Raw genomic sequence first — 23,356 nt, forward strand, 5'->3', positions numbered from 1 at the left:
GTCGCTGCCGGCAGACCGGGGTGACGTCACTTCCCACTCGCTCCCGTTCCGCCCCTCACCGGGGCACACCCGTCTCTCAGCGGTTGATGGACTGGATCTCCTGTACGACGACGTCCTGGTCGGCTCCGAAGGTGCCGTCCGGCAGGTCCTGCGCGTCGGGGACGCCGGTGCCCGTCCAGTGAATCTTCCAGGTGATGGTGGCCCTCAGCTTGTACGAGCCGTCGCCCGAGGAGCGCAGGTACTTCACTCCGCACGGGGGAGTCTTCCCGGCCTTGCCCTTCGCGTACGCCTCGCCGATGCGATCGCCCGTGATCTCGCAGACGCCCGACGCCGGGTACGTCTGCGCGTCCGCCGTCCCCGGCTCGATCTTCAGCGCGACCGGCTCCGCCGTCGTCGTCGCCGTCACTCTCAGCAGGGGCACCGACGCCGTCACCGACACCGGCTTGAACTTCGCCGTGTCCAGCCACGCCCACGTCGGCAGGTTCACCTTCGTCGTCCCCGCCGGGGCCAGGTCCACCTTCGTCGACGGCACGCGTATCTCCGCGTACGCGAGCTGCGCCAGCATCTCCGGGGTGATCGCCTCGGGAACGTCCGCCGGCGGGGCGTCACCCGTGTCCACCCAGAAGATGGGCTTGTCGCACTTCAGCGCGCCGGGGTCGCCCTCACGGCCCGGCGTGACGTACGAGTCCCACCAGTAGCCCTTGCCGGTCTTGGCCTTGTTGAAATCCTCGGCCTCGCCGCCGTTGACGTACCTGTCACGCTGTTCCTGGTCCCACTGGGAACCGGTGGACTCGGCGTTCCAGATGGGCTCCAAGTACTTCTGCAGCTCGTCCGGCGTGTACCTCGGGGCGTAGTAGCAGGCGGGCGGGGTCCAGTTCCCCGACGCCGAGGTCACCGGCCCGGAGGAGTCCCCCGACCCGTTCTTGGACCGATCGAACACGACGGCACCTGCTGTGGCGGTGACCTTGCGGTCCTTCTGCCCTCCGTTCACCTGCGTTTCGGAACCAGAACCCTTGCCGCCCGGGACGAAGTCCGCCCAAGCGTCCGGGGCACTCCCGACTACCAGAACGCCCGCCAGCAGAGCGGCGCGAACGGTGTTTCTCGTTACGGCTGGCACTGAGCCGCCCCCCTAGTGGAAATGATCTGCGATGTCTGCCAGACACCTTCCGAGTTCTTGTCCAAGCGCGTGTTGTAAAGGACGTAGCTGTTCTTGGTGACCGGCGTCTTGTTGATCTTGTTGGTCTTCTTGTCCTTGCTGTAGCCCTTGCTCTCGTCTGCGCAGAACACGAGTGAGGCAGAGGTCTTGCCGTCGAGAGTCACGGTCCGGTCGTAGTACCGCGCCGCACCGGTGAGGGTGGAGCCCGCCTCCTTGAACTGATTGACCCAGGTCAGGGCGGCCTCAAGGGCCTTGCCGGTGTTGTAGTACCCGATCGCCTCGCCCTTGGGGTCGGTCCCGGTGATCGCCGCGTCCACGGCCCGCATGCGCTCTGCGCTGTCGGCGAGGACGGCATCCTTCGTGTCGTCGCCGGTCTTCGCTCCCTCGAAGGTCAGCGTGAGGTCCGATGGCAGCTCGATCTTCGGTCGTCCCGTCGATCGGGGCGTGCTCGCGCTGGGTGAAGCCGAGGTCTTGTCCCCGGTGTCCGCGCCGGCGATCTTGTCGTTGGCCTTCGGCTTCTCACCACCCCCGCCGCACGCGGTCAAAAGCAGCACGGCTGACGCTCCGACAGCGGCTGTGGCAAGCAGGCGGGAACGGCGGTTCACGGCAGACTCCTGTGCGGCGTGGGGTGCGAAGGGGCACCAACACGCTAGCGGGGGCCTGTGCGACGACACCAGAGCGAATGGTGCCAAGCGGGTAACAGTGGCGGCCATAAGCATCCATAACGTGGTCAACTTGCCTCCCTGGAGCCTCGGTTGAGGAACATCCCACCGAAAGACGGTTCACCCGGTTGCTGTCCGCAAAGCCCGTGGCCCGAGCTCACGGCGGCCCGGAGGAAGCCGGACGCAGCGGGTTGTCGAAGGTGGCCAGGGCCGCGATCCGGCGGAGGATCGCCCGGTACTGCTCCCGGTGCCCGACAGCCGTCGTGCTCAGCGTGAACACGGCCAGCCGCCTGCAGTCCGGATGCGGCAGGTGGGCGCGGAACTGGACGAGCGGCGCCTGAGGAAGACCCCCGGTGCCACCAGGGACATGGACGGCCTCGCTGAACGCGACCGGCCCGCAGGGAAGTTCGACGAAATCGATACGCGCCCCCGCGTCGAGTCCGCTCACCGCACGGGCGGCCGTCACACCTCGCGGCGCCACCGCCGTGGTCCGCCAGGAGACGGTGAGCAACGACAGCAGCGGCCAGCCACCGCTCCCGGCCCCCTCCTCGACGTCGTCCCGGTGCAGCCCGATCGAGCAGTGGACGGTCCCCGTCTCCACCAACGCCCCGAGCATCCGCTGCGCCTGGGTGAACCGGGCGACGAACTGCTGCCGTACCGACTCGTCGGGAGCCGCCCGGAGGAACGGCGCGAGGGCGGTGCGCAGATCGTCCGCGGCCGAGGAGTCCGGTGCGGGAAGCAGGGCGCCGAGGGGCACCGCGGTGAAACCGGCGGGTTCCGCGAACCAGATCTCGGCGTCGGGGTCTTCGGCCGAGTCGGCGACGGTGAAGCGGGGGGCCGTGGTCATCGGGTCCTGCCAGGGGCGAGTCAGTGGGGATGCGGGTGCGGGCGTACCGGGTCGGGGACATGGGCGCCCGAACGGCGGGCCCGTTCGAGGGCGGTCGGGCTCGCGTTCCAGTCGGTCGGCTCGACGCCCCGGCGGCCCGTGGCCGTGCGCTGGTACAGCAGGTGCAGCCTCCTGGGACCCTCGCCCCTTCGCCCGGAAGCCGCGATGACGGCGATGAAACGGGGGTCACCGGCGAACCAGAGCGGCTCGATCTCCGCCTTCAGCCCGGGTTTCGTACGAGCGGTACCGAACCGCCGCATCCACCAGAAGGTACGCATGCCGGAGAGGAACAGCAGGGGAATCCGCTCCCCCGGCTCCTCGGGATTGGGCAGCTCCAGCCACATCTCGTCCTCTTCGACCGACGGATGCCGGTTCCGCCCCCGGGGCACATCCGAAAGGAGCTGCCAGGGGTACTGCCAGAGGACGCGCTGGATCTGGATGGAGGGCCGGATGTAGGCGAGTTGGAGGACGGCCCGGAAAGCCGCGTAGCCCAGGATGGGCAGGAAGAGGGGTGTGAACCCCGGCGACAGAAAGACCACGAGGGCAGCCAACGAGCTGGTCCAAACAGCGATCCAGCCCACCAGGCGCAGAACGATCAAGAGCAAGTGGTGAACGAAGGCCCTTCTGGTCGGGGGGTGCTCCCACGCAGTCGGAAATCGGGTCGGGGACATGTGACGCCTTCTCTCTGTTCGGGAGTCAGAAGACATGCCGGGCGACATCAACAAGTCCTCCGACGTCGAGTCCAAGCCTGGCGCCGTCGATACTCGCCACCGAGCCGTCCTTGATCCCGTCGTCGTCGGTGTCCACGGCGGTCATGGCGAGGCCGAAGCCTGCGGTGCCGACACCCACCGAAGCCGAAGTGACCTCAATGCCTTTCGTGATCTGCGCCGCTCGGGCGCCGCGAACCGTAAAACCAAGCAGCGCGTTGTCCAAGCTCGAAATGGATTTCGCATGCTCCATGGTGCTGCCTCCAGAACGGATGACCCGTTGCCCGAGCGAAAGAGCATCACCCGTCTCGCTCACGGCCCGGAGCCCAACCGCAGCCCCCTTGCCCACTGCGGAAATTCCGGGAACCATGCCAAGGGCATCACCCCCGACAGTCACGAAATTGCTCCAGAAATCGGTGTCGAGCTCCCCCTTGGCAAAGCCGTCTCTCAACGACGCCCATACGGTGGGGTGCTCAGAGACCCGGATGGTCAAAGCCGTCGCACTCAAAGCCGACGCAACCAGCAACAGCACCGCGGCCAACGTCCCACCCGACACGACGAACAGCGCCACCAAACCGATCACGGCCCCCAACGTGCTCAGGATGTCCGGCAGGTTCTCGGTGACCCAGTCGAGGGCCGAGTCGAACCAGCCCGGCTCATGGGGCGTCAGCCTCTTCGTGGCGTCGCGGATCTTGCCGGCCCGGAGCCGGGCCCGTTGTTCGTGTTCCTCGGCGAGTTCGCGCGCCTTGGCGCGAATCCCGCGCAGAACGTCCTCGGCGTCGTCCACCGCCGCCTTCGCCCTGGTCAGCGCCTTCCGCGCCTCGTCGTGCGCGGCCCCCTTCCCGTCCAGGTCCGGACTGTCGCCCGCCTTCGCGGCGTGGCCCTTCGCCCGGTCCACGGCGGCCCGAGCGTCCTCGGCGTCCTGTTCGAGCCGCCTGGCCCGCCGCTGGAAGTCCTCCAGCTCGCCTTCCCAGCGGTCGAGCTGTCCGGCCGCCTTGCGGATGGAGCGCGCCGCGTTCTTGAGGTTCAGGGGAAGCGGTCCGCCGTCCAGCTGCTCGCGGAAGGCGACGGCCGCGTCGCCCTTCCAGCAACTGCCGTCCATCAGCCTGGTGACGAGTTCGCGCGTCTCTTCGAGGACCTTCGCGCACCCGGTGAGTTTCTTGCGGAGGCCGCTCACGGTCTCCGTGCTGCCCGGCACCGGGTTGAACCCGAGGTGCGGGTAGTCGGGGTTGGGGATGCGCGGGACCGACTTGAGGCCCTGCGGCCGGTCGCGGTCGGCGAGGGATCTCGGGTCGAGGGCCGCCCCCGTGTCCTCGGGCACGTACGTCACCTCGTACCGCCGCCCCCGCCGCCCCCGGCCTTCCTCAGGGACCGTTCCAGGGCCCTGTCCACCTCGCGGTAACCGTCCCTACTCTTCCCGATGATCTTGGACAGGTCCTCCGTCTGCTCACCGATCCGGTCGGCTCCGTACTTCCAGTCGTCCTGGAACTCCTCGCAGGCGCGGTCGAGGTCGTCCGTTCCCAGACCGGTGACCGTGGCGTCCTCCAGCGCCCTGCGCAATCCCTGCAACGACCCGGTCGACCTGCGGAGCAGGTTCATGAAGTGCGACAGCTCATCGCCGTCGACGGCCAACCGCTCTGCCACGCCCTCTGCTCTTTCTGCTCGGCCCTGCTCGGCGCGCGATCCCCCGGCACGACCCTTCGCGGGGCTCCTGGGCGGCGGGGGCGGGGCGTGGGGGCGGCAGCACGTCACGCTAGCGGGAGCCCTGACGTGGCACCAGGACGAAAGGGGTCGAGCAGGTGGGTATAGCGGTTCATAACGTGATCAAACGGTCGGCCAGAACCTTCGATCGAGTGACATCACGGGATGAAACAGGACGAGGGTGTCCCGTAAGTCTTGTGAGTTCGGTGAGTTCGGTGAGTCCCGTGAGTCGGGTGCGGCGGAGCACCGGACTCACGGGACACCCCGTCGTTCGGCTTCCGCCGGGTCCGTGCCTCGGACGGGCGGAAGCCGAAGCCGGAAGCCGAAGCCGACCGACCGCGGTCGCTAGGTCCTCGCCCGGCGCCCCCTGCTCGCCGGACGTCCGCCGCCGCGGCGGCCCTTGGCCCCGTTCGGCCAGAGGCGCGGGCCTCGGCCGGCCGCGATGTCCTCGATCCAGCCGAGGGCCAGGATGGTCAGGCCCATGAGCGGCCACACCAGGACGAACATCCACAGGGCGTAGGTGGAGTCGAGGAACGCCGTCGCCCGTTCGTTGTCCAGGAAGGGGAGGCCGTAGAGCTGGTCGAGGACCGGGACCGTGGCCATGATGAGCACGTTGTGCCACAGGTAGATCGTGACCGCGCGGTTGTTGGACAGCGTCACCAGCTTGTCCCAGCGGGCCAGGCGGCCCGGCAGCTTCTGCCAGGACGGGCTGTACTGGAGCAGGATCACCACGAAACCGAAGGACCACAGCGCGTCGGCGAGCGGGATGTCGTTCAGGTCCCAGCCGTCGGGGCCCAGATGACCCGAGGCCCACCACAGCGCGAAGGCCATCATCAGGGCCGAGCACGAGACGGCGAGGTAGCGCGGGACCTTCGCGAGCGTCCCCTCGTGGTGCGCGAAGCCCAGGAGCCAGCAGCCGCCGTAGACGGCGAAGTCGGTGACGGCGTTGCCGGTCTCACCGGGAACGGTGACCAGCCCGGTGCCGAGAACCGCCGTCAGGGCGAGGGGAGCCGCCACCGTCACCCACGGGGCGCGGCGGAACGCCCACAGCATGAGCGGGGACGCGACCACGAACCACAGGTACGCGCGCAGGTACCAGAGCACCCCCGCGGCCTCGACCGCCCAGGTGTCCTCCAGCAGGCCCGACTTGGAGCCCAGGTGCCAGGGGAACGGGGGGGCGCCGATCGGGACGAGGTAGTCGAACAGCTCGACCAGGCCCCAGGAGCCGTCGAGGTCGGGGTCCTTCCCCGGGTTCCAGCCGCCCAGGAACATCATGGTCAGCACGACCGCGCTGAACGCCCAGAGCGGGGGCAGCAGACGCTTCAGGCGTCCCCGGATCACGCCCAGCGGCGGCCGGCTCAGCGAGCGCGCCATCAGGGAGCCCGCCAGCGCGAACATCACGCCCATGGAGGGGAAGAGGATCGTCAGCCAGGCCCAGCCGAACAGGTGGTACACGACCACGCGGATCAGTGCCAGGGAGCGGAGCAGGTCCAGGTAGCGGTCGCGGCCGGGGCGGCGCGGGGCCGGCCCCTCCCCGGCCTCCGAAGCTCCCGGAGCCCCCGAAGCTCCCGGAGCCCGCGAAGCCTCCGGTCCTGCCACGGCCTCCGGCCCTGCGGCCACGGTCCCGGGCCCTGCCGTCACGGCCTCGGGCGCTCCCGGGTACGTACGCGGGTGCGGGACGGCCGGCTTCGGGGCGGCCATCGGCGGAGTCGTCCCCGCCGGGTACTCGTGCGCGGTCATCCCACCGGCCTCCGTTCGTTCCCGCCGTGCGACACCCGCTGCTGCGGGACCGCTCCCGGGGCCGGTCCGGGCGCCGCCCCCGGGGCCGGTCCCGGTGTCGCCCCCGGTGCCGCCCCCACGACACCGGTGCGGCGCAGCTTCTGCCAGCGCAGCCGGCCGCCGGTGAGGGCGGTGATCCAGGACTGCAGCAGGACGACGTACATGAGCTGCCGGTAGAGGATCTGCTGCAGGGGCAGCGAGACCAGATGGGTCATGCGTTCCTTGTCCAGGCGGAACGCGTACGCGGCGCACACCGCCTGGACGGCGAGGACGCCGAGCCAGGCGAGGATCGTCTTCTGCGTCGGGCCGAAGACGACTCCGTACAGGAGGAAGACGTCGATCAGCGGCGCCAGGAGCGGGGCCAGGACCATGAAGAGGGAGACCAGGGGCAGGCCGACCCGGCCGAAGCGGCCCGAGGGGCCCCGCTCGATCAGGGCGCGCCGGTGCTTCCAGATCGCCTGCATGGTGCCGTAGCACCAGCGGTAGCGCTGGGACCACAGTTGCTGGACGGACTCCGGGGCCTCGGTCCAGGCGCGCGCGTCCTCCGCGTAGACGACGCGCCAGCCGTCGCGGTGGAGGGCCATCGTGATGTCGGTGTCCTCGGCGAGCGTGTCCTCGCTCATGCCGTCGACGCGCTCCAGTGCCGTACGGCGGAAGGCTCCGACGGCGCCGGGGATGGTCGGCATGCAGCGCAGCAGGTCGTACATGCGGCGGTCGAGGTTGAAGCCCATCACGTACTCGATGTGCTGCCAGGCGCCGATGAGGGAGTCCCGGTTGCCGACCTTGGCGTTGCCCGCGACGGCGCCGACCTTCGGGTCGGCGAAGGGCTGGACGAGTTCGCGGACGGTCGCCGGTTCGAAGACGGTGTCCCCGTCCATCATCACGATGATGTCGTGGCTCGCGTTCGCGATGCCCCGGTTGAGGGCCGCGGGCTTGCCGGCGTTGACCTGGCGCACGACGCGTACGTTCGGCAGGCGCATGTCCTCGACGATGCGGGCGGTGCCGTCGCTCGATCCGTCGTCGATGACGATGATCTCGATGGGGTGCTCGCTCGCCATGAGGGAGTTCACGGTGTTCTCGATGCACTTGGCCTCGTTGTACGCCGGGACCAGCACCGTCACCGGTTCGGTGACCGGTGCCGCGCCCCAGCGGAAGTCCCTCCGGCGGACCCGGCGGGCGTGCAGCGCGGAGAGCAGGAGCATCAGCCCGAAGCGGGCGAAGACCAGCACGCCGATGATCGCGACACCGACGACCAGGACGTCGGTGGTCCTCTCCGACGCCTGTACGAGGAAGACCCAGGCCCTGCCCTTCCACAGGTCGAGGCCGGTCACGGGGGTGTTCGCGCTCGGGGCGTCGAGTGCCTCGGTGAGGTTCTGGAACTCGTAGCCCCTGGCCTGGAGCCGGGGCAGGAGCTCGGCCAGCGCCTGCACGGTCTGGTGGCGGTCGCCGCCCGAGTCGTGCATCAGGACTACGGCGCCCTCGCCGCCCTCGGGCGTGGCCCGGCGGATGATCTCGTCGACGCCCGGCTTCTTCCAGTCCTCGCTGTCGGTGTCGTTGACGACGGTGATGTAGCCGCGGGTCCCGACGTACTGCGTCACCGGCCAGGACTTGTCGTCCATGGCGTCGGCGAACGAGGAGTACGGGGGACGGAACAGGGAGCTGCGGATGCCCGCCGCGCCCTCCAGCGCCAGCTGGTTCTGCGACAGTTCCCAGTCGATACGGCTCTTGGACTGGTACGACAGGTCGGGGTGGTTGAAGGTGTGCAGGCCGACCTCGTGCCCCTCCTTCACCATCCGTTCGACGAGGTCCGGGTAGCGCGAGGCCATGGTGCCGGTGACGAAGAAGACCGCGTGGGCGCGGTTCGCCTTGAGGACGTCCAGGACCTTGGGGGTCCAGGTGGGGTCCGGTCCGTCGTCGAAGGTGAGGACGAGACGGTGGTCCGGGACGCTCAGGCTGGCCGTACGGCCGCCGCGGGTGTCGATGACCGGGCCGCCGTCGAGGATCTTCCGCGGCACCTTGTCCGTGGCGGCCTCGGGCCGGACGCGGTGGTCCGCGAGGACCTCGCTGTGCGCGTAGCCGCGCAGCATGAGCATTCCCATCATCGCGGCCAGGACGAGGACGGGCAGCAGGAAGCGCAGGGGGAGGCGGCGGCGCGGGAGAAGGCGGCGCCGGGCGTCGCGGTCCTGTCGCGGGACGGTGCCGGAGCCGGGGCCCGGCTTGGCGGACGCCGGACCGCGGCGTCTGGTGCGGGACATCAGAGAACGTTCTCCGGGGACGAGAGGGAGAGGGTGCACGGAGGACCGGGGCGGCCCGGCCGCCCGGCCGGCGCGAACGGGCCCTTCACGGGTGCCGCCACCGCGCCGGGAGCGGTGACGGGAGCGTGCGCGGGCGTGACGGCGGGTGCGGGCACGGTGGCGAGCACTGTCACAGGCACGGTGGCGGGCACGGGTACGACGGCGAGCGCAGGTGCAGTGGCGGGCGCGGACACCGGCACGGGCACGGTGACGGACGCGGGTGCGCGCCGGTGCCGGGCGGGTGCGCACCGGCGAGGGCCGCTCATCCGGGACCGGCCCCGTCCACCGCGGGGCCTGGCGCCTCCGTGGGAGTGGACGTGCCGTCGGGGGTGGTGGGCGAGGCCGGGGCCGAGGGCCCGTCCGTCGGAGAGGGCGGTCCGGACTCGGGGTCCGGGCTCTTGGGGGTGACGCCGGGGTCCGGCTTCCGGGTCGTCGGCGCACTGGGCTCGGCGCTGCTGGACGCGCCCGCGGCGGAGGCGGAGGCCGGAGCGGAGACCTTGGCGGTCGAACTGGCTGAGGGTGTCGTGCCGTCGGAGGCCGTGGGCACCGCGCCGGGCGCGGTGGCGGTGGCCTTGCCGGAGGGGTTCACCGGCTTCTCGGTCAGCGGCGAGGGCTCGACCTCGTCGGCGGGCGTGTCCTCCTCCTGGCCGGGCACCGGGAGCCAGGGCGCGTTCGAGTTGCCCGACAGGAGCGTGCCGACGATCACGACGGCGTAGACCGCGCAGGCCGCGGCGACGAGCATGCCCAGACGGCGGAAGCGGCGGCTGCGGCGGCCGGACTCGTCGACGAAGACGGGCCCGTCGGAGACCTCGGCGGCCGCGGGGACGTCCTCGCCCGGCCGGTCGCCCGCCCCACGGCCCGCGGGGTCGAGCTGGACGGTGAGCTCGTGCGGGTCGTGGACCTCGTGCGGGTCGCGGCCGCTCGCCGGTTCGCCCGGGTTCTCCCGGGAAGCGAGCGGCGGACGGCCGGGGTCCGGCACGGCCTCGGGGAGCAGTTCGGTGTCCGGGCCGTCGTCGAAGGCGGGGCCGTCGCTGAAGAAGGGCGGGGCGGGAGCCGTGAGGGTGTGGGAGGACGCCTCCGCCGTCACCGTTCCCCCGGAGGCCGGCCACGCTCCCGGCTCGTGCCCGGGAGTCGGCCACGCTCCCGGCTCGTGCCCGGGAGTCGGCCACGCTTCCGGCTCGTGCCCGGCCGCCGGCCCCGCTCCCGGTTCCTGCCCGGACGCCGGTCCCGCCTCGGGCCGGGGGCCGGACAGCACGTCGATCTCCGCCGTGCGGCCGACGAGCAGTCCGGTCTCCGGATCCGGGGTTCGCCTGCGACGTCCGCCGGCCGCCCGCTCGGCGCGTTCCCCGCGCTCATGACCGATACCGGCCCCCATGTCCGGCCACGAAAGGGTTCTGTCGGCCGTCTGCCGGGCACTCGGCTCCCCGGTTTCCCGCCCGGGTGACGGATCGGCGCGGCGCCCGTCCCGCCGATCGATGTCACGACCGGCCGGTTGGGTGTCTTTCCGCCAGTTCTCAGCGCGCACGTACATCCCCCCATGGGACTGCTCACGGGTGCGCGGCGACTCCGGGCAATGCCGTCCATGTCGTCCGGACCGGGCCCCCACCCGACCAAAGCGCCCCCTAATACCACATCGCGCCCGGACGAAAAATGTAGCGCACGTGTAGGACTCGTGTGGTTCGTCTCACGTGTGCCCCATGAGAACGAGGGCATCAGTGGCTGAAATCCACCCTTCATGGGGGCTCAGGAGCCACTTTTCTTCGCTCGCGAGTTCGTCGGCAGCCCGTATGAGCGCATCGATTCCCGGATGGACGAGTCCCTTGCGCCACACGAGTGACACGGGCGACAGGGGGACGGGGTCGACGAGGGGCCTCGACACCGAACCGGGCATGGCCGGAAACTCCACCACGGCGAGAACGGGATTCCGCCACTTCGCCATGATCCGCCTGAATTCCTCGGCCCCCAGAGCCACCGGCGCGGGTGACGCGATGCCGATACCGCGTCCCTCGAAAAGGTGATGTGCGAGGTCGGTCCACTCCAGCGTCCGGGGGTTTCCCGCCCCGGCGTACACCGTCTCGCCCGCCAGCGCGGCCAGCGGCACCGCGTCCAGTCCGGCGAGGGGATGGTCCTCGGGCAGGACGACGGCCATCGGTTCGTAGCGCACGATCCGCTGCTCCAGGCGGGCCCGGACGGCGGGGTCGAGTCCCGCGAACCGGCCGAACGACACGTCCAGCCGGCCGGCGAGCAGGTCCGCCGCCGCGCCGGTGAGCCCGGTCTCGTAACGGGCCATCAGCTCGCTGCCGGGGGCGAGGTCACGGGCCCGGTCGAGGATGCGGCTGGAGACCAGGCCGGGGGTGTTGACGTCGACGAGCAGCGGTCGCTCCTCGCCGCCGGGCCGGGCGAAGGCGTCCAGCAGCGCGTCGTGCGCCTCCAGCACGCGGCGCGCGTACGGCAGCAGCCGCTGGGCCTCCAGCGTCGGCGTCACCTGGCGGGTCGTCCGCACGAACAGCTCCGCCCCGAGTTCCCGTTCCAGCCTGCGGATGTCACGGCTCAGGGACTGCTGGGCGACGTACAGGCGGGCGGCGGCGCGGGTGAAGTGCAGTTCCTCGGCGACGGCGAGGAAGGCACGCAGCAGACGGAGGTCCAGATGACCGGGGAATGGACGTTGACCAGGCACCACGCGAATTTACAACCCGAGTGCGTCAATCGCGACGGAGTAAGTGTTGGACCGCTCCCGGGACGCCGGGCGAGGCTTCACCCATGTCACCGCTCACGCCGTACCGGCGTCTCTTCGCGCTGCCCGGCACCCGTGCCTTCACCCTCGGAAACCTCGTCGCCCGGCTTCCCATGGGCATGTTCAGCGTGAGCGCGGTCATCATGATCGCCGGCGCGCGGGGCTCGTACGCGCTCGCCGGCGCCGTCACCGCGACGGGTCTCGCGGCGACGGCCGTGGTCGCGCCCTGGACCGCGCGGCTCGTCGACCGGTACGGGCAGGCCCGGGTGGCCGTGCCCGCCACGGCCCTCGCGCTGCTCGGCGGGACCGGACTGGTGGCGTGCGTGCGCTTCGGCGCGCCCGACTGGACCCTCTTCGCCGCGTACGCCGCCACCGCCACGACCCCCAACACGGGGGGGATGTCCCGTGCGCGCTGGGCCCACCTCCTGGAGGGGGACGCGGCGGCGCTGCACACCGCGAACTCCTTCGAGCAGGCCGTGGACGAGCTGTGCTTCATGCTGGGCCCGGTGCTCGCGGCCTTCCTGTGCGGGGCGGTCTCCCCGGAGGCGGGCATGCTCGTGGGGTCCGCGCTGCTGATGACGGGCGTCCTGCTCTTCACGGCGCAGCGTTCGACGCAGCCGCCGCCCCGGCCGGTCCCGGCGTCCGGGTCGCCCGTGCTCGCGCCCGGGATGCCCGCGCTGCTGCTCTCCTTCCTCGCCACCGGCGCGGTGTTCGGCGCGATGGAGGTGGCCACGATCGCGTTCGCGGACGAACGGGGGCACAAGTCCGCCGCGGGCGTGGTGCTCGCCCTCCAGGCGGCGGGGTCGTGCGTGGCGGGACTGCTGTTCGGCACGCTGCAACGGGGTGCCCCGGCCGACGCCGGGGCGTCCGCCGCCCGGCGGTACGTGGTGTGCGTCGGCGCCATGGCCGTCCTGCTGACGCTGCCCCTCCTCGCCGTCCGGCTCACCGGCTCGCTGCCGGTTCTCGCGGGCGCGTTGCTCGTGGCCGGAATGGCGACCGCTCCGACCATGGTCACCGGCATGACGCTGGTCCAGCGGCGCACGCCCGAGGGCCGGCTGAACGAGGGCATGACGCTCGCGGTGACCGGCCTGCTGGGCGGGATAGCCGGCGGCTCCGCGGCGGCCGGCTGGATGGTGGAGCACTGGTCGGCGGCCACGGGATACACGGTCCCGGTCGCGGCGGCGGCGACCGCGCTCGTGATCGCCGCGCTGAGCACGGGCGCGGGGGCGGGGGCAGGCACGGACGCGGGTACGGGTACGGGTACGGATGCGGGCTCGGGTACAGGCACAGGCGCAGGCACGGGCGCGGATGCGGGCGCGGATGCGGCCGAGTCCAGGGAGCGCCACGTCGAACGCACCCCCGCGCACACTCCTTAGTCCGGCCCCCGGCCCCTCCGTGGTCCGTCCCGGCCCCCCGCCGCCAGGGCGGACACCGGACACCGCCGCTCCGCCCCGGCCCGCCTCCCGGCCCGGCCCGTCGAACACCCCGCCCTCACCGTCCGGCCCGTCGAACCTCTGCCGCAATTCCGGTCCAGCCCATTGACGTGCTCACGGCTGCCACCTACCTTCCCCCGTCGAAGCGCTTCGACGCCATGCATCGAAACGGTTCGACGACGGTGCATGACGACCCGGTACCCATCCAACTCCTCTGGAGGCAGTGGATGTCGACGACACGACGGCGCACGGCGGCGGCGGTGGCTATGGCCCTGGCGGGCGCCCTGCTGGCGGCGGCCTGCGGCGGCTCGGACGGTGGCTCCTCGGACGGCAGAACGCTCAGACTGTGGCACTACGAAGGGCCGGACAGCGCGATGGGGGTGGCCTGGAAGGAGGCCATCAAGGAATTCGAAGCGCAACACCCCGGCGTGAAGGTGAAGTTCGAGGAGAAGGGCTTCGAGCAGATCCAGAAGACCGCGCCCATGGTCCTCAACTCGGACGACGCCCCCGACGTCATGGAGTACAACAAGGGCAACGCGACCGCCGGGCTCCTGTCCAAGCAGGGACTGCTGACCGACCTCACGGCCGAGGCCACGAAGCGCGGCTGGGACAAGAAGCTCAGCGCCGGCGTGAGGACCACGAGCCGGTACGACACCGACGGCGTCATGGGCTCCGGCAAGTGGTACGGCGTGCCCAACTACGCCGAGTACACGATGGTCTTCTACAACAAGGACCTCTTCAAGAAGTACGGGATCGCGGAGCCGAGCACGTACGACGAACTGGTCGCCGTGATGGACGAGTTCGTCGCGAAGGGCGTCACCCCGCTCGCCAACGCGGGCGCCGAGTACATGGCCCAGCAGTACCTCTACCAGCTCGCCCTCTCCAAGGCCGACCGCTCCTGGGTCGACACCTACGAGCTGTACAAGGGCAAGACCGACTTCCACGACACGGCCTGGAGCTACGCCGCGAACACCTTCGCCGACTGGGTGGAGAAGGGGTACATCTCCAAGAAGTCCAGCGGCACCAAGGCCGAGGACGCGGGCGTCTCCTGGATCCGGGGCAAGTCGCCGATCCTGTTCTCCGGAAGCTGGTGGTACGGCCGCTTCGCGAAGGAGGCCGGGTTCGACTGGGACTCCGGCCTGTTCCCGGGCTCGAACCTGACCCTGGGCTCCGGCGGCAACCTGTGGGTGGTTCCCAAGGGCGCCGAGAACAAGGAACTGGCCTACGACTTCATCGACATCACCATGTCGGAGAAGATCCAGAACCTGCTGGGCGACAAGGGCGGCGTCCCGGTGGCCGCGGACCCCTCCGCGATCACCGACGCCAGGGCCAGGACCCTGATATCCGACTACAACACCCTCGCGGAACGTGACGGGCTCGCCTTCTACCCCGACTGGCCGGTGCCGGGCTTCTACGACACCCTCGTCTCCGAGACGCAGAAGCTGATCACCGGCAGCGAGGAGCCCGACGCCTACCTGGACAACCTCCAGAAGGCGTACGACAAGGGCGTACCGCAGAAATGACGGTGACCGCCGAACGCGGCGGGCGGGTGACCGGGCTGAAGGCCCGGGCCGGTCACCCGCGCCGCCCGCGCACCTCCTACGCGCCGTTCCTGCTGCCCGGCGTGATCGCCTTCACGGCCGTCGTCGTCGTGCCGTTCCTGATGAACACCTGGGTCAGCTTCACCGACTGGCAGGGCGTCGGCACCCCTTCTTGGGCCGGTCTCGCCAACTACCGCGAGCTCGTGGACGACAGCGAGTTCTGGGCGTCGTTCCGGCACAGCCTCTTCATGGTGCTGGCGATGGCCCTCGTCCCGACCGCGATCGGACTCGTCCTGGCCGCGGCCCTGTTCGACCACATCGGCAAGCACTTCGGCAGCAGGACCGTGGCGGTGCTGCGGGCCTGCTACTACCTCCCGCAGGTGCTGCCGATCGCGGTCGCGGGCATCGTGTGGAGCTGGATCCTCGCGCCCGACGACGGCTCGCTCAACGTGCTGCTCGACGCCGTCGGTCTCGGCTCCTGGCGGCAGGACTGGCTCGGTGACCCGGACTTCGCGCTGTACAGCGTGATGGGGGTGATGGTCTGGGTGCAACTCGGCTTCCCGCTGGTCGTCTTCATGGCGGGTCTGCAACGCGTCGACCCCGGGCTGCACGAGGCCGCCGAGCTGGACGGCGCCGGCTGGTGGCGGCGGTTCCGGCACATCACGCTGCCGCAGCTCCGCCCGGAGATCTCGGTCGTCCTGCTGTGGTGCACGATCGCCGCGCTGAAGGTGTTCGGCGCGGTCTACGTCCTGACGAAGGGCGGTCCGGGCGGCGCCACCGACGTGCCGTCGTACTTCTCCTTCACGACCTTCTTCGAGAAGACCCAGGTCGGCTACGGCGCGGCGATCTCCACCGTCCTGACCGTGGTCGTCCTGGCTCTGGCGATGGTCGGGCTGAGGTTCCAGACCCGCGCCGAGGACGCCGAGGAAGGGGTCCGCGCATGACCGCCCTCCGCCGCTACCCGGTGCTCGTGGCCCTCGCCGTCGGCGCGCTGTTCATGGTGCTGCCCTTCGCCCTGGTCGTCCTCAACGCGGTCAAGTCGCCCGCCGACTACTCCGCGCACGGCCCGCTCAGCCTTCCGCGCGGCCTCCACCTCGACGGCCTCAGGGACTTCTGGCAGCGCGTCGACTTCGGGCGGAAGCTCCTCAACTCGGTGCTGATCTCCGGCTCGGCGGCCATCGGGGCCGCGGTGCTGTCCGTGCTGAACGCGTACGCGATCGGCATCGGCCGGATCAGGGGCCGCGCCTGGGTGCTCGCGTTCTTCGTCCTCGCCAACACCCTGCCGCAGGAGGCGCTGGTCTATCCGCTGTACCACCTGAGCAAACAGGCCGGCCTCTACGACACCAGACTCAGCGTGATCATCGTGTTCACGGTGATCCAGGCGGCCTTCGGCACCTACCTGCTCTCCTCCGTCCTCGGCCGTTTCCCGCGCGAGATCATCGAGGCCGCGCGGATCGACGGGGCCGGCCGGTGGCAGGTGCTGTGGCGGATCGTGATCCCGGTCAGCCGCCCCACGATCGGCGTGCTCCTCGTCTTCTTCTTCGTCTGGACGTGGAACGAGTTCCTGCTGCCGCTGGTCATGCTGATCTCCAACGACAACCAGACGGTGTCGGTGGCCCTCGGCGTCCTCCAGGGACAGCGCCTGATGGACGCCACGATGACGAACGCGGCCGCCCTGCTCGGTGTGCTGCCCGCCGTCGTCTTCTTCCTCGTCTTCCAACGGACCCTCACCCGCGGCATCGCCGTCGGCGCGGTCAAGTAAGGGGTACGAAAGTGAAGTTCACGGACGGCTACTGGCTGCTGCGCGAGGGGGTCACCGCGGCCCACCCGGTCGAGGTCCTCGACGTGACCTCGGACCCCGGCGGCCTGGAGATCCACGCGCCGACACAGCCCATCCGGCACCGCGGCGACCTGCTGAAGGGACCGGTCGTGACGATCAGCGCCCACGCGCCCATGCCCGACGTCATCGGCGTCACGTTCACCCACTTCCAGGGCGAGGAACCCCGGGGACCCCGGTTCGAACTGCACGGAACCGGGTTCACCCCGCACACCGAGTACGACGACGGCCACGCGACCCTGACCGCGGGCGCCCTGTCCGTCCGGATCGCCCGCACCACCCCCTGGCACATCGACTTCCTCGCGCACGGCCGCACCCTCACCAGCAGCGGCCCCAAGGGCATGGGCATCATGCGGGACGCGACCGGCGCCCACTACCTGCGCGAACAGCTCGACCTCGGTGTCGGCACACAGGTCTTCGGGCTCGGCGAGCGGTTCGGTCCGCTCGTCAAGAACGGCCAGGTCGTGGACATGTGGAACGCGGACGGCGGCACCGCCACCGAACAGGCCTACAAGAACGTGCCGTTCTATCTGACGGACGCGGGCTACGGGGTCTTCGTCGACCACCCGGGCCGGGTCTCCTTCGAGGTCGGCTCGGAGGCGGTCTCCCGGGTCCAGTTCAGCGCCGAGACGCAGCAGTTGACGTACTACGTCATCCACGGCCCGACGCCGAAGGACATCCTGCGCAAGTACACGGCGCTCACCGGGCGCCCGGCCCTGCCGCCCGCCTGGTCGTTCGGCCTGTGGCTGTCGACGTCCTTCACCACCTCCTACGACGAGGACACCGTCACCTCCTTCATCGACGGCATGCGCGAGCGGGAACTACCGCTGTCCGTCTTCCACTTCGACTGCTTCTGGATGCGCGAGTTCAACTGGTGCGACTTCCGGTGGGATCCGCGGGTGTTCCCCGATCCGGAGGGGATGCTGACGCGGCTGAAGGACAAGGGGCTGCGGATCTGCGTCTGGATCAACCCGTACATCGCGCAGCGCTCACCGCTGTTCGCGGAGGGGCGGGCCCTCGGGCACCTGCTGCGGCGGCCCGACGGGAGCGTGTGGCAGTGGGACCTGTGGCAGCCGGGCATGGCTCTGGTCGACTTCACCAGCCCCGCCGCCCGCGACTGGTACGCCGCAAAGCTGGAGGCGCTGCTGGACCAGGGCGTCGACTGCTTCAAGACCGACTTCGGCGAGCGGGTCCCGGTGGACGTGGCCTACGCCGACGGCGCCGACCCGGAGCGGATGCACAACTACTACACGTACCTCTACAACCAGACCGTCTTCGACGTGCTCCGCAAACACCGCGGGGAGCAGGAGGCCGTCGTCTTCGCCCGTTCGGCGACCGCGGGGAGCCAGCGGTTCCCGGTGCACTGGGGCGGCGACTGCGAGGCGACGTACGCGTCGATGGCCGAGTCGCTGCGCGGCGGGCTCAGTCTCGGCATGTCGGGGTTCGGGTTCTGGAGCCACGACATCGGCGGCTTCGAGGGGACACCGACGCCCGCGCTGTTCAAGCGGTGGATCGCCTTCGGGCTGCTGTCCTCGCACAGCCGGCTGCACGGCTCGTCCTCGTACCGCGTGCCCTGGCTGTTCGACGAGGAGGCCGTGGACGTCCTGCGGCTGTTCACCCGGCTCAAGATGGGCCTCATGCCGTACCTGTACGAGGCCGCCCGCACCGCCCACGCGGAGGGGGTGCCGATGATGCGGGCGATGGTCCTGGAGTTCCCGGACGACCCGGGGTGCGCGCACCTGGAACGGCAGTACATGCTCGGCCCCGACCTGCTGGTCGCGCCCGTCTTCAGTGACGAGGGGGACGTCTCGTACTACGTGCCCGAGGGCACCTGGACCCCCTACCTCGGTGGCCCGCCGGTGACCGGGCCGCGCTGGGTGCGCGAACGGCACGGCTTCCTGAGCGTGCCGCTGCTGGTGCGGCCGGGCGCGGTGATCCCGGTCGGCGCGGTGGACGACCGCCCCGAGTACGACCACGCCGACGGGGTCACCCTGCGCGCGTACGGCCTGGAGCGGGGCGCCCGGGTGTCGGTGCCGGTCGGCGCGGTCACCTTCACCGTCGTGCGCGAGGGGAACACCCTGCGCGCGTCCTGCAGCGACCCCTCCGCGCCCTGGGGGCTGGCCGCGGGCGGACGCGAGGCACGGGCCCGCGCCGGGACGGGCTTCCTCTCCGTCGAACTGGAGCCGGACGAGCCGGAGGCGGACTGATGGTCAAGATCACCGATGTGGCGCGGCACGCCGGGGTGTCCCCGAGCACCGTCTCCTACGCCCTCAGCGGCAAGCGGCCGATCTCCGAGGCGACCCGGCAGCGCGTCGAGGAGAGCATCCGCCGGCTGGGCTACCGTCCGCACGCGGGGGCCAGGGCACTGGCCAGCAGCCGGTCGAACGTCCTCGCGCTGGTCGTACCGCTGCGGGCGGGCATCCACGTGCCGGTGGTGATGCAGTTCGCGGTGTCGGTGGTGACGGCGGCCCGGCTGCACGACCACGACGTCCTGCTGCTCACCCAGGAGGAGGGCGAGGAGGGGCTGCGGCGGGTGGCGGACACCGCGCTGGTGGACGCGCTGATCGTGATGGACGTCCAGCTCCACGACCCCCGGCTGCCCTTGCTGCGCGCCTTGAACCGGCCGTCGGTGCTCATCGGCTTCCCGGCCGCCCCCGACGGGCTCACCTGCATCGACCTGGACTTCAAGGCGGCGGGCGAACTGTGCGTGGAGCGGCTGGCGGGGCTCGGGCACCGGGTCGTCGCGCTGGTGGGGTCGCCGCCCGAGGTGTACGTGCGGGGGACGGCGTTCGCGCAGCGGGTGGTGCAGGGGTTCACGGCCGCCGCCGACCGAGGCGGCCTGGTCTCGTCCGTCCGGCCCTGTGAGGCATCGCCCGCCGCCGCGCGCCGGGTGGCCGAGCAACTCCTGCGCGAGCAGCCCGCGTTGACCGGTGTCGTGGTCCACAACGAGCCGGTACTGGAACCGCTGATCGACGCCTTCGAGCAACTGGGTCTGCGGGTTCCGGACGATCTGTCCGTCACGGCCATCTGCCCGGACGAGCTCGCGGAGGGTCTGCGCGTCCCGGTCACCTCCATCGCCATCCCGTCGGCCGAGGCGGGCGGACGGGCCGTCGACCTGCTGATGAGGAAGCTGAACGGCACGCCCTGCCCCGAGGCGACCCTGCTCACGCCCCGGATGACGGAGCGTGCCAGCACGGCCCCCCGGACGCTGAATTCCTGAGATGGCAAGGCGAAGGCCCCGCTGCCTGGGCAGCGGGGCCTTCGTCACGATATTCAATTGAACGCTATTTAATTAAAACATGGGATGAGTGGAGATGGCGGGAATCGAACCCGCGTCCAACGGTGCAGAATCAGGGCTTCTCCGTGTGCAGTTCGCTGCGATTTTCTCAGCCCCGGCGATCACGCGAACAAGTCGCCGACGGGCTCAGTCACTGTTTGATTTCCCAGCGAACCCCGTGACCGGGCCCGCTGGTTTAGTTCCCTAGATTATGCCAGGATCCGGGTCGGGAACATCCCCGGGCTGACACCCATTAAGGGTCCTTCACTCACTGCTTATCAGGCAGCGAGGGCGAAGGACTGGGAATCGCTCTTGGTATTGGCGATTATTTTTTGCGACATATGGTTTACGAGATCATTGCCGCTTCCTCGACACGCTTCCCCTGCTTCGACAGCCGCTGTCGAAACCGATCATCCCCATGTTGTTTTTTCAAAGCTCCGGTCCCTCCGGGGAGGAACCCGCACCCGCTGTGAGGTGCGATGCCATCGTACGTGACCAACGCACGACGGTGCCAGCCTATTCCGGCGGGGCGCCGCGCTACTCGCCGCGCTGCCTGCGCTTGGCCGCCGCGATGGCCCGGTCCGACTCGCGCCGGTCCTGCTTCTCGCGCAGGGTCTGCCGCTTGTCGTACTCCTTCTTGCCCCGGGCGAGCGCGATCTCCGCCTTCGCCCGGCCGTCCTTGAAGTACAGGGCGAGGGGCACGATCGTGTGACCCGTCTCCTCGGACTTCACGGACAGCTTGTCGATCTCCTCGCGGTGCAGCAGCAGCTTGCGCTTGCGGCGCGCGGAGTGGTTGGTCCAGCTGCCCTGGCTGTACTCCGGGATGTGGGCGTTGTACAGCCACGCCTCGCCCCCGTCGATCTGGACGAACCCGTCGGCCAGCGAGGTCCGGCCCTGGCGCAGCGACTTGACCTCGGTGCCGGTCAGGACGAGCCCGGCCTCGTAGGTGTCGATGATCGCGTAGTCGTGGCGGGCCTTCTTGTTCTGCGCGACGATCTTGCGCTTGCCGCCCTTCTCGCCGTCCTTGGACTTGGCGGCAGCCCCGCCCTGCTTGGGCTGGGACTCCTTCGGTACGTACATTCCCTTGCTCATAGTGCTGGCCATTTTCGCACTACGGGGGGCCCTGGGGGAAAGCCGATTACCGGGCCGGCGTCCGACGGGTCAGGAAAGGTCCCCGAGGCCGCTCAGCACGGTCCCGGCCCGCCGCAGCGGCTCCTTGTCCGCCTCCAGGTCCGGGGTGATGCCCCGGCCGTCGACGGAGCGGCCCGAGGGGGTGCGGTAGTGGCCGACGGTCAGCTCGGCGACGGAGCCGTCGGGCAGCCGGCTCGGCATCTGGACCGAGCCCTTGCCGAAGGTCCGGGTGCCCACGACGACCGCGCGGCCGCGGTCCTGGAGGGCGCCGGTGAGCAGTTCGGCCGCGCTCATCGTGCCGCCGTCCACGAGCGTGACGAGGGGTCTGGCGGTGTCGCCGCCCGCGTCCGCGTGCAGGGCGCGCTGGTCGCCGTTGACGTCGTACGTGGCGACGAGGCCGCCGTCGAGGAAGGCGGAGGCGGTGGTGACGGCCTCGGCGACCAGGCCGCCGGAGTTGCCGCGCAGGTCGAGGACGATCCCGCCCCGGTCCGGCGCCCGGCCGACGGCGGTGCGTACGGCGTCGCCCACGCCCTTGGTGAAGGCGTCGACCTTGATCAGGGTGACCCGGCCGGGAAGGCCCTTGACGGTCACGGAGTCGGTGGAGAGGCGGGCGCGGCGCAGGGTGCGGCTCCAGGAGTGCGTGCCGCGCTCCAGGCCGAGGGAGACCTTCGTGCCGGCGGCCGCGCCGTCCGCGTCTCCGCGCAGTAAGGAGACGACCTCGGTGACGGGCCGGCCGTCCACCTTCGCGCCGTCGACGCTGCGCAGCAGGTCGCCCTGGCGGATGCCCGCGGCGGCCGCGGGCGAGCCGGTGCTGACGCGGGTGACCTCGATCCGCCCGTCGCTCTCGCGGCGGGCCCACAGGCCGACGCCGGTGTACTGGCCGTCGAGGGCTTCCTCGAACTCCTCGTACTCGCCCTGGGAGTAGACGGCTCCCCAGCGGTCTCCGCTGCGGCTGACGGCCCGTTCCGCGGCCTCCACGGGGGACTTGCCGTCGGCCATCGCCTGGGCGGCGGCCCGGGCGACCTCGTCGTGCCGGCGCGCCGCCGCCGAACCGGGCGCCTCGGCCCCGGTCTTCGGGTCGGAGTCGGAGAACGACCCGGTGGCCGCGCCCGCGACGAGGAGGCTCGCGAACACCAATGTCAGGGCCGCCCCGCGGCGGATGCGGCGGGGCTCGCAGAACAGGTCACGGCCTGACATGCCGGTGAGTCTAGGACAACGCGAAGGGCCGCACCGTCGGTTGACGGGGCGGCCCTGTTGGGATGCGTCACACCTTCAGGTACTTGCGCAATGCGAAGAAAGCGGCCAGGGCGGGCATCAGCAGGCTCGTCGCGAGGATGAGCGGGAGCTTGGTCAACACGGCGTCCCAGCCGATGAAGTTGATCAGGCTGAGCTTCTCGGACAGCGCCAGGCCGTGGTCGATGATGAAGTACCGGGCGATCAGCAGGAACCCGCAGGCGACGCCGCCGCCGATGAGTCCGGCCACCGCGGCCTCGGCGATGAACGGCGCCTGGATGTAGAAGCCGGAGGCGCCGACGAGCCGCATGATGCCCGTCTCGCGGCGCCGGCTGAACGCCGAGACGCGCACGGTGTTGACGATCAGCATCAGGGCGACGACGAGCATCATCGCCATCACCGCGCGCGCCGCCCAGTTCATGCCGTTGAGCAGCTCGAACAGGTTGTCCAGGGTGCCCTTCTGGTCCTGGACGGACTGCACGCCGTCCCGGCCGTCGAAGGCGGTCGCGATGACCTGGTACTTCTCCGGGTTCTTCAGCTTGATCCGGTACGACTCCTGCATCTGGTCCGGCGTGAGGGAGCTGGCCAGCGGGGAGTCGCCGAACTGCTCCTTGTAGTGCTTGTACGCCTGGTCCGAGGACTCGTAGGTGACCTTCTGGACGACCGAGGACATCTTTTCCAGGTCGGCGACGATCTGCTTCTTCTGGTCACTGGTCACCGCGCCCCTGGCGCAGTGCGGGTCGGACTCGGCGTCGCTCTTGTTGCAGAGGAAGATCGAGACGTTGACCTTGTCGTACCAGTAGCCCTTCATGGTGTTCACCTGGTCGCTCATCAGGAGCGACCCGCCGAACAGGGCGAGCGAGAGGGCGACCGAGACGACGACCGCGAAGGTCATGGTCAGGTTGCGGCGGAGACCGACACCGATCTCCGACAGAACGAACTGCGCGCGCATGGCGTCTTCCTCAGACCTTTCCGTGGACGATGA

19 protein-coding genes and 1 other RNA gene are annotated in these 23,356 nt (G+C 70.4%); 6 read left to right on the plus strand and 14 right to left on the minus strand.

The window, feature by feature from the left end:
- Nucleotides 1–76: 76 nt before the first annotated feature.
- The 10 genes from ACFW6B_RS01940 to ACFW6B_RS01985 form a co-directional block, all read right to left on the minus strand.
- Nucleotides 77–1,117: a hypothetical protein gene (locus tag ACFW6B_RS01940; RefSeq protein ID WP_386591325.1), complete on the minus strand. Its 1,041-nt coding sequence runs from the start codon at nt 1,115–1,117 to the stop codon at nt 77–79.
- On the minus strand, nt 1,105–1,761 hold the full coding sequence (locus ACFW6B_RS01945) for a hypothetical protein (protein ID WP_386591326.1): 657 nt from the start codon (nt 1,759–1,761) through the stop codon (nt 1,105–1,107). Before ACFW6B_RS01945 ends, ACFW6B_RS01940 begins: the two co-directional genes overlap by 13 nt.
- A gap of 214 nt (nt 1,762–1,975) precedes the next feature.
- On the minus strand, nt 1,976–2,665 hold the full coding sequence (locus ACFW6B_RS01950) for a hypothetical protein (RefSeq protein WP_386591327.1): 690 nt from the start codon (nt 2,663–2,665) through the stop codon (nt 1,976–1,978).
- Between the two features lie 20 nt (nt 2,666–2,685).
- Nucleotides 2,686–3,309, minus strand: a complete 624-nt coding sequence (locus ACFW6B_RS01955; RefSeq protein WP_386591328.1) for a hypothetical protein — start codon at nt 3,307–3,309, stop codon at nt 2,686–2,688.
- 91 nt (nt 3,310–3,400) lie between these two features.
- A complete protein-coding gene (locus tag ACFW6B_RS01960; protein WP_386591329.1) occupies nt 3,401–4,732 on the minus strand; it encodes a hypothetical protein in 1,332 nt (443 codons plus the stop codon).
- Between the two features lie 5 nt (nt 4,733–4,737).
- Complete coding sequence (locus ACFW6B_RS01965) at nt 4,738–5,055, minus strand: hypothetical protein (RefSeq protein WP_386591330.1); 318 nt, start codon at nt 5,053–5,055, stop codon at nt 4,738–4,740.
- A 402-nt stretch (nt 5,056–5,457) separates the two neighbouring features.
- Entirely contained in the window at nt 5,458–6,852 is a 1,395-nt protein-coding gene (locus tag ACFW6B_RS01970) for an acyltransferase family protein (protein WP_386591331.1), read from the minus strand.
- Complete coding sequence (locus ACFW6B_RS01975; protein ID WP_386591384.1) at nt 6,849–9,149, minus strand: glycosyltransferase; 2,301 nt, start codon at nt 9,147–9,149, stop codon at nt 6,849–6,851. The genes ACFW6B_RS01970 and ACFW6B_RS01975 overlap by 4 nt, the downstream gene beginning before the upstream one ends.
- A gap of 298 nt (nt 9,150–9,447) precedes the next feature.
- Nucleotides 9,448–10,560, minus strand: a complete 1,113-nt coding sequence (locus tag ACFW6B_RS01980; RefSeq protein WP_386591332.1) for a hypothetical protein — start codon at nt 10,558–10,560, stop codon at nt 9,448–9,450.
- A gap of 309 nt (nt 10,561–10,869) precedes the next feature.
- Nucleotides 10,870–11,862, minus strand: coding sequence for a LysR family transcriptional regulator (locus ACFW6B_RS01985; RefSeq protein WP_386591333.1), 993 nt, complete (start codon nt 11,860–11,862; stop codon nt 10,870–10,872).
- On the opposite strand from ACFW6B_RS01985, the gene ACFW6B_RS01990 reads away from it, so the two are divergent.
- From ACFW6B_RS01990 to ACFW6B_RS02015, 6 genes are all read left to right on the plus strand, one after another.
- Nucleotides 11,844–13,295, plus strand: a complete 1,452-nt coding sequence (locus ACFW6B_RS01990; RefSeq protein WP_386591334.1) for an MFS transporter — start codon at nt 11,844–11,846, stop codon at nt 13,293–13,295. The genes ACFW6B_RS01985 and ACFW6B_RS01990 overlap by 19 nt on opposite strands.
- A 284-nt stretch (nt 13,296–13,579) precedes the next feature.
- Nucleotides 13,580–14,875, plus strand: coding sequence for an ABC transporter substrate-binding protein (locus ACFW6B_RS01995; protein ID WP_386591335.1), 1,296 nt, complete (start codon nt 13,580–13,582; stop codon nt 14,873–14,875).
- Entirely contained in the window at nt 14,872–15,837 is a 966-nt protein-coding gene (locus ACFW6B_RS02000; protein WP_386591336.1) for a carbohydrate ABC transporter permease, read from the plus strand. The genes ACFW6B_RS01995 and ACFW6B_RS02000 overlap by 4 nt, the downstream gene beginning before the upstream one ends.
- A complete protein-coding gene (locus ACFW6B_RS02005; protein WP_386591337.1) occupies nt 15,834–16,655 on the plus strand; it encodes a carbohydrate ABC transporter permease in 822 nt (273 codons plus the stop codon). The genes ACFW6B_RS02000 and ACFW6B_RS02005 overlap by 4 nt, the downstream gene beginning before the upstream one ends.
- An 11-nt stretch (nt 16,656–16,666) precedes the next feature.
- Nucleotides 16,667–18,937, plus strand: a complete 2,271-nt coding sequence (yicI, locus tag ACFW6B_RS02010) for an alpha-xylosidase (RefSeq protein ID WP_386591338.1) — start codon at nt 16,667–16,669, stop codon at nt 18,935–18,937.
- Nucleotides 18,937–19,950 (plus strand): LacI family DNA-binding transcriptional regulator, encoded by a 1,014-nt coding sequence (locus ACFW6B_RS02015; RefSeq protein ID WP_386591339.1) that lies wholly within the window; start codon nt 18,937–18,939, stop codon nt 19,948–19,950. The genes yicI and ACFW6B_RS02015 overlap by 1 nt, the downstream gene beginning before the upstream one ends.
- A gap of 86 nt (nt 19,951–20,036) precedes the next feature.
- On the opposite strand, the gene ssrA is transcribed toward ACFW6B_RS02015, so the two are convergent.
- The 4 genes from ssrA to ftsX all read right to left on the minus strand — a co-directional run bounded on the left by ssrA (nt 20,037) and on the right by ftsX (nt 23,323).
- Nucleotides 20,037–20,425, minus strand: a transfer-messenger RNA (tmRNA) gene (ssrA, locus tag ACFW6B_RS02020).
- A 119-nt stretch (nt 20,426–20,544) separates the two neighbouring features.
- Nucleotides 20,545–21,087, minus strand: coding sequence for an SsrA-binding protein SmpB (gene smpB / locus ACFW6B_RS02025; RefSeq protein ID WP_206300940.1), 543 nt, complete (start codon nt 21,085–21,087; stop codon nt 20,545–20,547).
- A gap of 81 nt (nt 21,088–21,168) precedes the next feature.
- The gene (locus tag ACFW6B_RS02030) at nt 21,169–22,335 is read right to left on the minus strand and encodes a S41 family peptidase (RefSeq protein ID WP_386591340.1); all 1,167 of its coding nucleotides are present in this window, start codon (nt 22,333–22,335) and stop codon (nt 21,169–21,171) included.
- A gap of 67 nt (nt 22,336–22,402) precedes the next feature.
- Entirely contained in the window at nt 22,403–23,323 is a 921-nt protein-coding gene (gene ftsX, locus ACFW6B_RS02035; RefSeq protein ID WP_386591341.1) for a permease-like cell division protein FtsX, read from the minus strand.
- Nucleotides 23,324–23,356: the final 33 nt, after the last annotated feature.

This window comes from Streptomyces sp. NPDC058751 (genome assembly GCF_042746485.1).
GTDB lineage: Bacteria > Actinomycetota > Actinomycetes > Streptomycetales > Streptomycetaceae > Streptomyces.